General features: G+C 57.3%; 12 protein-coding genes. 2 read left to right on the top strand and 10 right to left on the bottom strand.

Features of this window, described 5'->3' with window-relative positions:
* Nucleotides 1-18 precede the first annotated feature (18 nt).
* The 5 genes from AC6I8D_RS00130 to xylF form a co-directional block, all read right to left on the bottom strand.
* Nucleotides 19-1470 (bottom strand): sugar porter family MFS transporter, encoded by a 1452-nt coding sequence (locus AC6I8D_RS00130; RefSeq protein WP_312054933.1) that lies wholly within the window; start codon nucleotides 1468-1470, stop codon nucleotides 19-21.
* A gap of 555 nt (nucleotides 1471-2025) precedes the next feature.
* Complete coding sequence (xylR, locus tag AC6I8D_RS00125; RefSeq protein WP_312054935.1) at nucleotides 2026-3204, bottom strand: D-xylose utilization transcriptional activator XylR; 1179 nt, start codon at nucleotides 3202-3204, stop codon at nucleotides 2026-2028.
* Between the two features lie 92 nt (nucleotides 3205-3296).
* Nucleotides 3297-4481, bottom strand: a complete 1185-nt coding sequence (gene xylH / locus AC6I8D_RS00120) for a xylose ABC transporter permease XylH (RefSeq protein ID WP_497819490.1) — start codon at nucleotides 4479-4481, stop codon at nucleotides 3297-3299.
* Nucleotides 4474-5994, bottom strand: a complete 1521-nt coding sequence (locus AC6I8D_RS00115; protein WP_497819489.1) for a xylose ABC transporter ATP-binding protein — start codon at nucleotides 5992-5994, stop codon at nucleotides 4474-4476. The genes xylH and AC6I8D_RS00115 overlap by 8 nt, the downstream gene beginning before the upstream one ends.
* A 28-nt stretch (nucleotides 5995-6022) precedes the next feature.
* Entirely contained in the window at nucleotides 6023-7015 is a 993-nt protein-coding gene (gene xylF, locus AC6I8D_RS00110) for a D-xylose ABC transporter substrate-binding protein (RefSeq protein WP_312054940.1), read from the bottom strand.
* Between the two features lie 346 nt (nucleotides 7016-7361).
* On the opposite strand from xylF, the gene xylA reads away from it, so the two are divergent.
* Nucleotides 7362-8684 (top strand): xylose isomerase, encoded by a 1323-nt coding sequence (gene xylA / locus AC6I8D_RS00105; RefSeq protein WP_312054942.1) that lies wholly within the window; start codon nucleotides 7362-7364, stop codon nucleotides 8682-8684.
* 17 nt (nucleotides 8685-8701) lie between these two features.
* Nucleotides 8702-10144 carry a xylulokinase gene (gene xylB, locus AC6I8D_RS00100; RefSeq protein ID WP_497819488.1) on the top strand — a complete coding sequence of 481 codons (1443 nt, stop codon included), beginning with the start codon at nucleotides 8702-8704 and terminating at the stop codon, nucleotides 10142-10144.
* 115 nt (nucleotides 10145-10259) lie between these two features.
* Here the strand turns inward: xylB and AC6I8D_RS00095 are convergent, their stop codons facing one another.
* The 5 genes from AC6I8D_RS00095 to pstC form a co-directional block, all read right to left on the bottom strand.
* Entirely contained in the window at nucleotides 10260-11498 is a 1239-nt protein-coding gene (locus AC6I8D_RS00095; protein ID WP_312054946.1) for an MFS transporter, read from the bottom strand.
* Nucleotides 11499-11605: 107 nt separating this feature from the next.
* Complete coding sequence (gene phoU / locus AC6I8D_RS00090) at nucleotides 11606-12340, bottom strand: phosphate signaling complex protein PhoU (protein ID WP_003849553.1); 735 nt, start codon at nucleotides 12338-12340, stop codon at nucleotides 11606-11608.
* Between the two features lie 17 nt (nucleotides 12341-12357).
* Complete coding sequence (gene pstB, locus AC6I8D_RS00085) at nucleotides 12358-13131, bottom strand: phosphate ABC transporter ATP-binding protein PstB (protein ID WP_031376160.1); 774 nt, start codon at nucleotides 13129-13131, stop codon at nucleotides 12358-12360.
* A 44-nt stretch (nucleotides 13132-13175) separates the two neighbouring features.
* The gene (pstA, locus tag AC6I8D_RS00080) at nucleotides 13176-14066 is read right to left on the bottom strand and encodes a phosphate ABC transporter permease PstA (protein WP_312054948.1); all 891 of its coding nucleotides are present in this window, start codon (nucleotides 14064-14066) and stop codon (nucleotides 13176-13178) included.
* Nucleotides 14063-15025: a phosphate ABC transporter permease PstC gene (gene pstC, locus AC6I8D_RS00075; RefSeq protein ID WP_031376162.1), complete on the bottom strand. Its 963-nt coding sequence runs from the start codon at nucleotides 15023-15025 to the stop codon at nucleotides 14063-14065. Before pstC ends, pstA begins: the two co-directional genes overlap by 4 nt.
* Between the last annotated feature and the right edge of the window lie 12 nt (nucleotides 15026-15037).

Here is a 15037-nt window from a genome sequence, read left to right as displayed (position 1 = left end):
CAGCCTGCGCTGCCTTTTTTATGATCGGACGTCACTGACCGGCGCGCTAACCGCCTCGTTCGCTTCGCGTGGGTCGATATTAAACTGCTCCAGTACGCGCGCGTGGATTTTCTCCAGCGGCATCCCGGCCGTTTCCGGCAGGTAACGGAAGGTGAAAAAGTACATGCCGAGCGAAAACAGCGCGAACAGCAGCAGCGGGAAGCCGCCGTGGAACATTTCCAGCAGCACGGTGTTGCTGTTGAGGATCGGGAAAGTGGTGCTGATAATAAAGTTCGCCACCGACATGGCGCAGATTGAGATGCCGACGCAGATGGATCGGATTTCGGTAGGGAACAGCTCCCCCAGCACGGTCCAGACAATCTGTCCCCAGGTCATACCAAAGAACACCATATAGGCAAATAATCCCACCACCGCCAGCAGACCCGGCAGGCGGTAATAGAACGCGATAAAGGTGTAGGCGAGGAAAATGGCCGAGGTGATCGCTCCCAGCAGCAATAGCTTACGCCGTCCGACCTTATCGATCAGCGCCATCCCCAGCAGCACGCCGACAAACTGGCAGACTGACAGCCAGAATGTCTGCAGTAGCGCCGAATCGGTGCTGCCGGAGACATTTTTCAGCAGCGTCGGGCCGAAATACTGAATCACGTTGATGCCGCTGATCTGATTACCCACCGCCAGACCAACACCGATGATTAACAGCGGCAGCGTGGTTTTATTCAGGCGGAAACGGGCCTTATGGCGGCTGGCGGCTTCATCAGAAAACGAGTGCTTAATTTCGTTGAATACGCTCTCAGCGTGCGCCGGATCAGAGATTTTGCTCAGGGTATCCAGCGCCTCTTTGTCTTTGCCTTTCAGCACGTTCCAGCGGGGAGATTCCGGAATAAAGGCAATAAAAAAGATGAACAGCGCACAGGGCACCAGCGCGGTAGCCAGAATGTAACGCCAGCCGATATCCACCATCGCTTCGGGCAACATCGATTTGTTAATGAAGTAGTTAGTCAGCAGTACCACCGATTGACCGCCGACGCAGCAGACAGCGTAGAGGGCGCTGGTGCGGCCGCGAAACTTCGACGGCGACAGCTCCGCCAGATAAATCGGCGAGATCACCGACGCCAGGCCTATCGCCAGACCACCCAGGATACGGAACGCGACAAAGGTGAAAAAGTTATGGGCGATTGCGGTGCCAACCACCGAGGCAGTAAACAGCAGCGCAGTAATCGCGAGCGATTTTTTGCGGCCGAATTTATCGCTGAGCTTTGGCGCAATAAAACAGCCGACCAGGCTGCCCAGCAGAATGTTTGATACCGCCCAGCCGGTTTCTGCCGGGGTGAGCTGAAAATAGTCACTGAGCGGTTCGATTGCGCCGGAGATAATCGACGAGTCATAGCCCATCAGCAGACCGCCAAAGGCGGCGACGGTGCAACAGAGCATGACATATTTCATGTTGTAGCGTTTTTGCCGGGTTTCCATTTTTCAGGCTCCTGTTCTCTACAGCCTGAACCGAAACGGTTCAGAAAGAGGGGGGCATAGTTGTCAGAGGTTTACGAGCTTCAGCGATCAAGCACCAGTGAAATATATTTTCTAAATCGGATAATTTGGATTAATTTTTTCGGAAATGTGAGCGGGGTTCGAAAATTTTGTGGTGACGCTGAGGTAAAACCATCATTAAAAGGGTTATTAATCAGTAAAATAAACAGAAATACGCTGCCTGAGTCTGTTTTGGCTCAACGGCAGCGAACTGGCCAACTGAAAATTTTGACGCTGACAGCAGCATGAAAGCCCGGCGAAGGCGTAACTAAGACCGCGGGATGAGAGGGAAGAAGCTGCTTGGTAATCCGATGATTTATAAGGTCATCAGAGGTAGCTCGTGATATACGCCCGGTCGGCGGCCGGGCCTGAATCCGGTCCGATGGCTCGGCCCTGTCCGGATAATGAAATATAATTTCCAGCATGATATTTTTTTGAACGAAGAAATTGAGTGGCGAGCGGTCGGCCAGTACCACCGGGACCGGCCTGGCCACACTCCTACAACACGTTTTCACCATACAGCTGGCGATACTCTTTCGGCGTGGTGTCGTACCCTTTCCGGAAAACCGAATAGAAATACTGCAGGGACGGATAACCGCACATCTGCGAGATTTCATTGATATTGAGTGACGACGATGCCAGCAGTTCGCGGGCTTTCTCCAGCTTTTCGCGGTGGATCATCGCATGAATGGTGTCGCCGGTTTCATCACGAAACCGTTTTTCCAGATTGGATCGCGACAGGCCGATGGCATCCAGCACCTGCTCCACTTTAATGCCCTTACAGGCGTTAAAGCGGATGTAATGCATCGCCTGGATTACAGCCGGATCGCGCAGCGAACGGAAGTCGGTAGAGCGACGGGCGATCACTTTGACCGGCGGCACCAGGATGCGCTGAAGCGGTAGCGGCTGCTCATCCAGCAGGCGGTGCAGCAGTTTGGCCGCCTGATAACCCATTTGCCGCGAGCCCTGCGCCACTGACGAGAGCGCGACGCGCGACAGATAGCGCGTCAGCTCTTCGTTATCAATGCCGATCACCGCCAGCTTTTCCGGCACCGGAATTTTCAGGTGTTCACAAGCCTGCAGCAGATGGCGCGCCCGCGAGTCGGTGACGGCGATAATGCCGGTTTGCGGTGGCAGCGTCTGCAACCAGTCGGCGAGCCGGTTCTGAGCGTGTTGCCAGTTTTCCGGCGCGGTTTCCATGCCCTGATAGACCACCCCCTGATAGCGCTCCCGCATCACCAACTGACGAAACGCCTGTTCCCGCTCCTGCGCCCAGCGCTTGCCACCTGAAGCTGGCAAACCGTAGAAGGCAAAGCGATTGATGCCTTTCTCTTTGAGATGCATAAACGCCCGCTCCACCAGCGCGGCATTATCGGTGGCGATGTAATGCACCGGCGGATAATCCTCCTGCCGATGATAAGAGCCGCCAACACCGACGATCGGCACCGGCACATTCGACAGCAGGGTTTCGATTGAACGATCGTCGTAATCGGCGATTACGCCGTCGCCCAGCCACTCCCGAATGTTGTCGATGCGGCAGCGGAAGTCCTCCTCAATGAAAATGTCCCAGTCGGTTTGCGACGCCTGAAGATATTCCCCGACGCCCTCGACAACCTGACGGTCATACACCTTGTTCGCGTTAAACAACAAGGTAATGCGATAACGTTTATCATGCATGGTGGCGATTCCCTTAAAAGCTCAGCGCATTGCATAGCACGGCTGACAGGGGCATAAAAATGGTTTGCGCCACAATGTGATCCTCCACGCGATTACACCCGACGCCGCGTGGCGGTATCCATCCACACCGCCAGCAGCAGAATGGCGCCCTTAACGATGTACTGCCAGAAGGTTGGCACGTCCATCATGCTCATGCCGTTATCCAGCGAGGCCATGATAAACGCCCCCATCACCGCACCGGCTACCGAGCCAACCCCGCCGGCCAGGCTGGTTCCGCCAATCACACAGGCAGCGATGGCGTCGAGTTCCGCAATGTTACCGGCCGAAGGCGAACCGGCACCCAGTCGCGAACTGAGGATCAGACCCGCAATCGCCACCATCACGCCGTTAATCGCAAACACCGCCAGTTTAGTGCGCGCCACGTTAATCCCTGACAGCCGCGCCGCATCGATATTGCCGCCGATGGCGTATATACGACGGCCAAAAGCGGTCCGGGTCGCCATAAACATCCCGGCCAGCAGCAGCAAGGCGAGCAGTAATACCGGGGTCGGTACGCCGCGATAATCGTTCAGCAGCCAGATCGCACCCAGCACCAGAATCGCGGTAATCGCCTGACGCGCCACGGTACCGCTGGCCGGGCTCTGGGCCAGCCCAATCTGCTGACGGCGCAGGCGTAAACGCCATTGCCACAGCATAAACAGCGCCAGGCCGGCGAAACCAAAGCCGAAACCGACGCCGCCAGGCAGGTAGCTCTGGCCAATCTGCGACATGCCGGGAGAGATTGGCGCAACCGTGGTGCCGTCAGTAATTCCTACCAGGATGCCACGAAAGGCCAGCATGCCCGCCAGCGTCACGATAAATGACGGCACTTTGCGGTAGGCAACCCACCAGCCGTTCCAGGTCCCCAGCAACAGTCCCATCACCAGGGTGACCACAATGGTCAGCGGCAACGGCCAGCCCAGCCAGACGTCGAAAATCGCCGCGGCGCCGCCCAGTAATCCCATCATTGAACCGACCGACAGATCGATCTCCGCCGAGATAATCACAAAGACCATCCCCACCGCCAGAATGCCGGTAATCGCGGTCTGTCGCAGCAGATTGGAAACGTTACGCGGGCTGAGCCACGCGCCATCGGTGGTCCAGGTAAAGAACAGGGCAATCAGCACAATCGCTCCCAGCATCACCAGCACCTGGAGATTAGGCAGCGGGAATTTGCCGGGCGACGGCTTGCCCGGGGTTCCTGACAGGCCACTTTGGGTACTTTCACTCTTAAGCATAATGTTCACTCCGCAGGGCGGCTTCCATCACCTGCTCCTGAGTCAGGTTATCGTTGATCAAATCAGCTTTAATTTGTCCTTCATGCATCACCAGGATCCGGTCGCTCAGGCCCAGTACTTCCGGCAGCTCGGACGAAATCACAATCACCGCGATCCCCTGCTGCACCAGCGCATTGATCAGCAGATAGATCTCCTGACGTGCTCCAACATCAATGCCGCGCGTCGGCTCATCCAGAATCAGGATTTGCGGGTTAAGCAGCAGGCACCTGGCCAGAATCGCTTTCTGCTGATTGCCGCCGCTCAGCCGGCCAATCGGCAATTCAGAGGAGGAGGTCTTCACCCGCAGACGGGTAATCGCCGCGTTGATCGCCTGCTGTTCCTGCGCTTCATCAAGGGTGGAAAGCCGATGGCTGAACTGGTCCAGCGCCGCAAGGGTGATATTTTTTCCCACCGCCATCAGCGGCACGATGCCATCTTTTTTGCGGTCTTCCGGCACCATGGCGATGCCGTGCGCAATGGCGGCGTGGCAATCGGTGATCCTGACCGGCTTGCCGTTGATCCAGATATCGCCCTGCCAGCGTCCCGGCCAGACCCCGAACAGGCACTGTACGGTTTCGGTTCTGCCCGCCCCGACCAGTCCGGCGATGCCGAGAATTTCTCCGCGCTTCAGGCTGAAAGAGACGTTGTTGACGCGGCGGATATGCCGGTTAACCGGATGCCACGCCGTGAGGTTCTCTACTTTCAGCACCGTGTCGCCAATCTGATGCGGCGCATGGGGATAGAGCGCAGTCAGCTCGCGTCCGACCATCATGGTAATGATGTCATCTTCACTCAGGCCGGTTGCCGTCCGGGTGGCGATATGCTGGCCGTCGCGAATCACGCAGATAGTATCGGAGATCGCTTTGACCTCGTTCAGCTTGTGGGAGATGTAGATGCAGGCGATGCCGTGTTCACGCAGGTTACGGATGATGCCGAGCAGCACCTCCGTCTCCTGTTCGGTCAGTGAGGAGGTCGGCTCATCCAGGATCAGCAACCGCACCTGCTTGTTAAGCGCGCGCGCGATCTCCACCAGCTGCTGCTGACCGAGGCCCAAATCGCCGACCCGCGCGGCGGGAGAGACGTTCAGCCCGACCCGGGCCAGCAGTTGCTGGCAGCGCAGCGTCATGGTTTCATCATCAACCATGCCGAAACGCCCCAGCTCGGCACCGAGGAAAATGTTCTCCATCACCGTCAGTTGCCGCACCAGTGCCAGCTCCTGATGGATGATCACAATCCCTTTGCGCTCGGTATCACGAATGGTCTGCGCCTCTATTTTGTCGCCGGCAAAGTAAATCTGGCCGTCAAAATCACCGTGCGGATAGAGCCCGCAGAGGATTTTCATCAGGGTCGATTTACCTGAGCCATTTTCGCCACACAGCGACATCACTTCGCCCGCATCCAGCTGCAGGCTGACATCATTCAGCGCTTTCACCGCGCCGAAACGCTTGGTGATATTGTTCATTTCCAGCAGCATCGACTGTTCTCCCTCACGCCAGGCGCGGTCAGAGTTCGCTCTGTTTGTGGAAACCGTCTTTCACCACGGTGCTTTCGATATTGTCTTTGTTAACCTGAATTGGGGTCAGCAGCCGCGACGGAACCTCTTTAAGTCCGTTGTTCAGCGTGCTGTTACTGGCCGGCTTTTTGCCATCGCCCAGCTCGACTGCGATTTTTGCCGCCTCGGTGGCGAGTTCAGTGATCGGCTTGTATACCGTCATGGTCTGGGTGCCGGCTTTAATCCGTTTGATGGCGGCCAGGTCAGCATCCTGACCGGAGATCGCCACTTTGCCGGCCAGTCCCTGGGCGCTCAGCGCCTGAATCGCTCCACCGGCGGTGGCATCATTAGACGCCACGACCGCATCAATGTGGTTACCGTTGGCGGTCAGCGCATTTTCCATAATTTTCAGCGCGTTTTCCGGCAGCCAGGCATCGACCCACTGATCGCCGACAATTTTAATACTGCCGTTATCGATAAAGGGTTTTAATACTTTCATCTGGCCGGCGCGGAACAGGCGGGCATTATTATCTACCGGGGAACCGCCCATTAAAAAGTAGTTGCCCTTAGGCACCTGTTTCACAATGCTTTCGGCCTGCAATTCACCCACTTTTTCATTATCAAACGAGATATAAAAATCGATATCGGCGTTATTTATCAACCGGTCGTAGGCCAGCACTTTAATCCCTTCGCGTTTCGCTTCGGCGACCACGTTACTCAGCACCTGGCCGTTATAGGGAATAATCACCAGCACATCGACACCGCGGTTGATCATATTTTCAATCTGCGACATCTGGGTTTCTTCATTGCCGTTTGCCGACTGGACAAACACCTGCGCACCCAGCGATTCCGCCTGTTTCACGAAAATATCGCGGTCTTTTTGCCAGCGCTCCAGACGTAAATCATCAATTGCCATGCCGATCTTCACTTCTTTGGCCACGCTGGTCTGGCTGAACAGAGCCAGCGCAGCGCAGACGGCTAACAGCGCATGTTTCATCTTCATTGCGTTTATCCTGTAGGTTGAGGCTATTGTCGTTGCAGGCCCATGAACCAGGCGGATGAATTGTTGCTCTGATTTTCCTATTACATCAATTACTGATTTTTATCCGGCTATTACGTTTTTTGGTTTATTTCTTTTTTTATGAGCGCGATCGATATTTCATCTTTTTCAGAATGGGCAATAAATTCGGCAATAACCGCGCTAAGGGGAGCTTTATTTTGCGAGCCAGCGCACAAATAATAATTATCTGATACGCAGTGTGAAATATCGTAATTGAGCCGCGTCGACAGCCAATATCAAATATCGCTTCAATGCAGACCATTCAGGTCCCGATGCTAAGGAGCAAACCATGCACGCTTATTTCGATCAGATCGATCGCGTCCGTTACGAAGGCACCAAATCGACTCAGCCTCTCGCGTTTCGTCATTACAATCCTGACGAGGTGATCCTCGGCAAGACCATGGCGGAGCATCTGCGCTTCGCGGCCTGTTACTGGCATACCTTCTGCTGGAACGGAGCGGATATGTTTGGCGTCGGTGCGTTTGATCGCCCGTGGCAAAAAAACGGTGATGCGCTGCAGCTGGCGAAGCAAAAAGCGGACGTCGCCTTTGAGTTCTTTCACAAGCTGAACGTGCCTTATTACTGCTTTCATGATGTGGATGTTTCGCCGGAAGGCGATTCGCTGCGCAGCTATCAGGACAATTTTGCCATCATGACCGATAAGCTGCTGGAGAAGCAGCAGGAGACCGGGGTGAAGCTGCTGTGGGGCACGGCGAACTGCTTTACCCATCCGCGCTACGGCGCAGGCGCGGCGACCAATCCCGATCCGGCAGTCTTCGCCTGGGCCGCGACTCAGGTATGCAGCGCCATGCAGGCCACTAAAACCCTCGGCGGTGAAAACTACGTACTGTGGGGCGGCCGCGAAGGGTACGAAACCCTGCTGAATACCGATCTGCGCCAGGAGCGCGAACAGATTGGCCGCTTTATGCAGATGGTGGTTGAGCACAAACACAAAATCGGTTTCCAGGGCACACTGCTGATTGAGCCGAAGCCGCAGGAGCCGACCAAGCATCAGTACGACTACGACGTCGCCACGGTGTATGGCTTCCTCAAACAGTTCGGTCTGGAGAAAGAGATCAAAGTGAACGTCGAGGCCAACCACGCCACGCTGGCCGGTCACTCTTTCCACCATGAAATTGCTACCGCCATTGCGCTGGGCATTTTCGGCTCGGTCGATGCCAACCGCGGCGACGCGCAGTGTGGCTGGGATACCGATCAGTTCCCGGTCAGCGTGGAGGAGAATGCGCTGGTGATGTATGAGATCCTCAAGGCGGGCGGCTTTACCACCGGCGGCTTAAACTTTGATGCCAAAGTGCGTCGCCAGAGCACCGACAAATACGATCTGTTCTACGGCCATATCGGCGCAATGGATACCATGGCGCTGGCGCTGAAAGTCGCGGCCCGGATGATCGACGACGGCGAGCTGGATAAGCGCGTGGCACAGCGTTACAGCGGCTGGAATGGTGAGTTCGGCCAGCAAATTTTAAAAGGCGAGTTTTCACTGGCCTCGCTGGCGGCGCATGCTCAGCAACAGCAGCTGAATCCGCAGCATCAGAGCGGACGCCAGGAGCAGCTGGAAAACCTGGTGAATCACTATCTTTTTGATTTCTAAACATTCAGGAGCAGAAGATGTTTATCGGGATCGATTTAGGCACCTCTGGCGTCAAAGTGGTACTGGTGGATGCCGCCGGCCAGGTGCGGGCGACAGAAACAGCGCCACTGCAGGTTTCACGTCCACAGCCGCTGTGGAGCGAACAGGATCCCGAGAGCTGGTGGCAGGCGCTGGACCACGCCATGCAGGCGCTGAGCGGGCAGCACGATCTGCACGCCGTTGCGGCGATCGGGCTGAGCGGCCAGATGCATGGCGCGACTCTGCTGGACAGCGCCGGCCGCGTTCTGCGTCCGGCGATACTGTGGAATGATGGGCGTAGTGAGGCGCAGTGCCGTGAGTTGGAGCAGAAGGTGCCGGACGCCCGGGCGATCACCGGCAACCTGATGATGCCCGGTTTCACCGCGCCCAAGCTGCTGTGGGTGCAGCAACACCAACCAGCCATTTTCAGTCAGATCGCGAAGGTGCTGTTGCCAAAAGATTACCTGCGCTGGCGGATGAGCGGTGACTTCGCCACCGATCTGTCAGATGCGGCAGGCACGCTGTGGCTGGACGTGGCGCGGCGAGACTGGAGCGATGAGATGCTGCGCGCCTGCGATCTCAGCCGTGAGCAGATGCCACAACTGTATGAGGGCAATGCCATAACCGGCACGCTGGATGCTGCCCTGGCGGCGCGCTGGAAAATGAATCCGGTGCCGCTGGCGGCGGGCGGTGGCGATAATGCGGCGGGCGCGGTCGGCGTTGGCATGACTGAGCCGGGTCAGGGCATGCTCTCACTGGGCACCTCCGGCGTCTACTTTGTGGTCAGCGAGGGCTATCTGAGTAATCCTCAGCGCGCCGTTCACAGTTTCTGTCATGCCTTACCGCAGCGCTGGCATCTGATGTCGGTGATGCTCAGCGCCGCTTCCTGCCTCGACTGGGCGGCTGAACTGACCGGCTGTCACGATGTACCGGCACTGCTGGATGAGGCGGCGCGGGCGCGCGATGACGTGCCGCCGCTGTGGTTTTTACCCTATCTCTCCGGCGAACGCACGCCGTACAACAATCCCAACGCCAGAGGCGCTTTCTTTGGCTTTACCCACCAGCATGGTCGTCCGGAACTGGCGCGGGCGGTGCTGGAAGGCGTGGGATTTGCGCTGGCGCAGGGGATGGATGTGCTGCATGAATGCGGCGTGCAGCCAAAAAGTATTATGTTGATCGGGGGCGGCGCACGCAGTGCGATGTGGCGACAGATGCTGGCGGACATCAGCGGTCAGACGCTCGATTACTGCCACGGTGGCGAGGTCGGACCGGCACTCGGCGCGGCCAGACTGGCGCAGCTGGCGCTGGATGAGCAGGCAGCCGCACCGACGCTTACCCTGGTGCAACGCCACCAGCCGGACAGCGCGCGCATGGCGTATTATCAGCCGCTGCGGCAGACCTTTGCCGCGCTGTATCAGCAGCTGCTGCCGTTAATGAACTAAACCCGACGCGCTGGCCGGTAACCGCCGTGGCGGCGCGTTTCGCTTATTCGTTTGCCGACCGGTAAAGCGTCTGCCAGGAGGGATATTTTCATCCCGGCAGACCCGCGCCCTTGCTTCAGCCAATCGCGCCCAGCGTGTCATCCTGACTGTGCTTTTTCGGCAGCAGGAACAGGGTGGCCACAATATCCAGCAGATAGATCAGCGCCAGTAAGGTAATCGCCGCCGCAAAGGAGAACTGGCTCGCCAGCAGGCCAATCACCACCGGGCCGAAGCCGCCGACGCCACGCCCAAGGTTAAACAGGACGTTTTGCGCCGTGGCCCGCACCTGTGGCGGGAAGGTATCGGAGATCAGCGCGCCGTAGCCACCAATCATCCCGTTAACGAACATTCCCATAATCGCCCCGGTAACCAGCATGATGCCGGGATCGCGAAGTTGAGCATAAATCACCACCATCACCACTGCACCAAACTGATAGAGCAGGAAAATCTTCCAGCGCGCAAAGCGATCGGCCAGCACACCAAACAGCCAGATACCGAAGGTCATACCGACCACCGTTACCGCCGTCCACAGGCCCGATTTGGTCAGGCTGAAACCGAAGCTGGAAGAGAGGTAGCTCGGCATCCAGATCATCAGGCCGTAGTAGCCAAAATTCTGTACCGAACAGAGGATGAAAATGCCGAGGCTGGCTTTTGCGGTGGCGCGATCGCGGACCAGCAGCTTAAGGCGCGCCGGGAAAGAGAGCGAGGGAACGTTTTTGACCTGTCGGCGATAGGCCTCCGGTTCACCCATGCTGCGACGGATCACAAACGAGACCAGCGCGGGTAATAAACCGACCAGAAACATGCCGCGCCAGCCGATCACGCTCAGCAGCGGCGGCGTGATAAAGGCCGCCAGCAATACGCCGAGCTGCCAGCCGATACCGACCCACGCCGAGGCGCGGTTGCGCTTCTCTGCTGGCCAGGCTTCGGCGATCAGCGCCATACCGATGCCGAACTCGCCGCCCAGCCCGACGCCCGCCAGCGTACGCCAGGCCAGCAGATCCCAGTAGCCCTGCGCCACGGCGCACAGGCCGGTAAACACCGAGAACACCAGGATAGTGACGGTCAGCATGCGAATACGGCCAAAGCGATCGCTGAGATGGCCAAACACAATACCGCCGATCACCGCGCCAATCAGCGTCCAGGTGACCAGCGATCCCGCCTGCGACGGATTGAGCGCCAGCGAGACGCTGATCGCCGGCAGCATAAAACCAAGGATCAGCAGATCAAATCCATCCATCGCATAACCGCTGACGGCGGCCAGCATCGCTTTACCGGGCGTAACGCCGGGTTTACCCTGGGGAGAAGGAGACATTATTCAGCACCTCAGAAGGAAAAGTGCCGCAAGTATAAAGAGTGTTGCCGGGGGGACCAATCGAAAACGCCGAACCGTACGCCAGCACGGCGTACGGTTGCGGTCACTCAGGAAGGCTTGTTGCTGCCATCATCGCCTGACAGCAGTTCGTCGAGCCGGTCACCGCCAACGTGGCGGAAATCCTGACCTTTGACGAAATAGAAGATGATTTCACAGATGTTCTGGCAGCGGTCGCCGATGCGCTCAATCGCCCGGGCGCAGAACAACGCCGTCAGCACGCTGGGAATGGTACGCGGATCTTCCATCATGTAGGTCATCAGCTGACGCACGATGCCCTCGTACTCTTTATCCACCTTTTTGTCTTCACGGTAGATAGTGATCGCTTCGTTGAGGTCCATGCGCGCAAAGGCGTCCAGCACATCATGCAGCATCTGCACGGTATGGCGCCCCAGCGACTCAAGGCTGACCAGCAGCGGCAGATGTTGCTGGCCGAACTTCTCCAGCGCGGTGCGGCTGATCTTCTCCGCTACGTCACCAATCCGTTCCAGCTCAGAAATGGTTTTGATGATCGCCATCACCAGCCGCAAATCGATAGCGGTTGGCTGACGTTTGGCGATGATGCGCACGCAGGCCTCATCAATCTCCACCTCCATCATGTTGACCTTCTGGTCGCCGTCGATCACCCGCTGCGCCAGTTCACCGTCGAGGTTATGCATCGCGGTGATGGCGTCGGTCAGCTGCTGCTCGACCATGCCACCCATGATCATCACCTGGGTGCGAATGTGCTCCAGCTCGGCGTTGAACTGACCGGAGATATGTTTGTTCAGATTCAGATTATCCATGGCGATCTCCTGTCAAATCAGCCGTAACGGCCGGTAATGTAGTCTTCAGTTTGCTTCTGTGCCGGCTTGGTGAACAGCGTGTCGGTATCGCTGAATTCAATCAGTTCGCCCAGATACATAAATGCGGTGTGGTCGGAACAGCGTGCGGCCTGCTGCATGTTGTGCGTCACGATCACCACGGTGTAATCCTGCTTCAGTTCGGTAATCAGCTCTTCGATACGCCCGGTTGAGATCGGGTCGAGCGCCGAACAGGGTTCATCCAGCAACAGCACTTCCGGGCGAATCGCGATGCCGCGGGCGATGCACAGACGCTGCTGCTGACCACCGGAGAGACTGTAACCGCTCTGATGCAACTTGTCTTTGGTTTCATTCCACAGCGCGGCTTTGGTCAGCGCCCACTGAACACGTTCATCCATATCGGCACGCGACAGCTTCTCAAACAGGCGAACACCGAAGGCGATGTTGTCATAAATCGACATCGGAAACGGCGTCGGCTTCTGAAACACCATGCCAACCCGGGCGCGCAGCAGCGCGATATCCTGTTGCGCCGCCAGAATGTTGTCGCCGTCCAGCAGGATATCGCCTTCAGCCCGCTGATCCGGATAGAGCGAGTACATTTTATTGAAGGTACGCAGCAGGGTCGATTTACCACAGCCGGATGGCCCGATAAACGCGGTAACCTGATTTTTGGCGATATCCAGATTGATATTCTTTAACGCATGAAACTTACCGTAATAGAAGTTCAGATTACGGACCTGAATTTTATCGGCTGATGCAGTCGCGATACTCATTGCTCGTCTCTCTTATACGGCGCCGCGCAGGGCAGCGCCGGAAGTTAACCGTGTTTACCTTTGGCAAAAATCACCCGCGCGACGATATTCAGCAGCAGCACGCACAAGGTAATAATCAGTACACCCGCCCAGGCCAGGCTCTGCCATTCGGCGAACGGGCTCATGGCGAACTTAAAGATGGTGACCGGCAGATTCGCCAGCGGCTGCATCATGTCGGTACTCCAGAACTGGTTCGACAGCGCAGTAAACAGCAGCGGTGCGGTCTCGCCAGCGATGCGGGCAATCGCCAGCAATACCCCGGTGATAATGCCGGAGACCGACGCCTTCAGGGTGATGGCGGAGATCATCTTCCACTTCGGCGTGCCCAGCGCGTAAGCCGCTTCACGCATGCTGTCCGGCACCAGCCGCAGCATGTTCTCGGTGGTACGGATCACGATCGGCACCTGCAACAGCGCCAGCGCAATCACCCCGGCCCAGCCGGAAAAGTGCTGCATCTGTGACACCACAATGGTGTAGACAAACAGTCCGACCACAATCGACGGTGCCGACAGCAGAATGTCGTTAATAAAGCGGATCACCTCCGCCAGAAACGATTTACGGCCATATTCCGCCAGATAGATACCGGCCATGATGCCCAGTGGCGTGCCGAAGAAGGTCGACCAGAAAATCAGTAATCCGCTGCCCGCTAAGGCGTTCGCCAGACCGCCGCCGGCGGTGTTCGGTGGCGGCGTTGATTCGGTGAACAGCGACCACGATAGGCCATCAAGGCCGCGTGATACGGTGGTGAACAGGATCCACACCAGCCAGAACAGACCAAATGCCATGGTCAGCAGCGACAGCGTCAGCGCTATCTTGTTTTTGGTGCTGCGCCAGGACTGCATCTTACGACGGGACGCGTCCAGTTCGGCGCGCGCCTGAACTTCAATGGTGGTCATGATCGCGCTCCTTCACTTTTCGCCAGCCGCATAATCATCAGTTTTGAAATCGCCAGCACGATAAAGGTAATCACAAACAGGATCAGGCCCAGCTCCATTAACGCCGCCACATGCACGCCGGACTCCGCTTCAGCGAACTCATTGGCGAGGGCGGAGGTGATGCTGTTGCCCGGCATAAACAGCGACGGGCTGTCGAGCTGGTAGGTGTTACCGATGATAAAGGTCACCGCCATGGTTTCACCCAGTGCGCGGCCCAGCCCCAGCATCACGCCACCAATCACGCCGTTTTTAGTGAACGGCAGCACGATGCGCCAGATCACTTCCCAGGTGGTGCAGCCGATGCCGTAGGCCGACTCTTTCATCATCACCGGCGTCTGCTCAAACACATCGCGCATCACGGAGGCGATGTAGGGGATGATCATGATCGCCAGAATCACGCCAGCGGCCAGAATACCGATACCGAATGCCGGGCCGGAGAACAGCTCACCGACAATCGGAATGCCTGACATCACGTCGTTGACCGGCGTCTGGAAATATTCAGCAAACAGCGGCGCAAACACGAACAGGCCCCACATGCCGTAGACAATGCTGGGGATGGCGGCCAGCAGCTCAATGGCGGTACCCAGCGGGCGACGCAGCCAGCCTGGCGCGAGTTCGGTCAGGAACAGCGCGATACCAAAACTGACTGGCACGGCAATAATCAGCGCGATGATAGAGGTGACGAGGGTGCCGTAAATCGGTACCAGCGCACCAAATTGTTCGTTGGGGGCATCCCAGGTTTTGGTCCACAAAAAGGAGAAACCAAACTTCTGAATGCTTGGCCACGAGGAGATGATCAGGGAGACGATAATGCCGCCCATCAGCAACAGGACGATCAGTGCGGCAAGCTTGACCAGCGCACCAAATATTCTGTCACCTTGCTTGCCTGGGGCTTTGAATGCCGGCTTGGTTGCAGCCATAGAAGTCTCAGT

The sequence above is a fragment of the Pantoea sp. X-Soil-MYKO-1785 genome (assembly GCF_059730675.1).
This window is presented reverse-complemented; position numbering and strand designations above follow the sequence as displayed.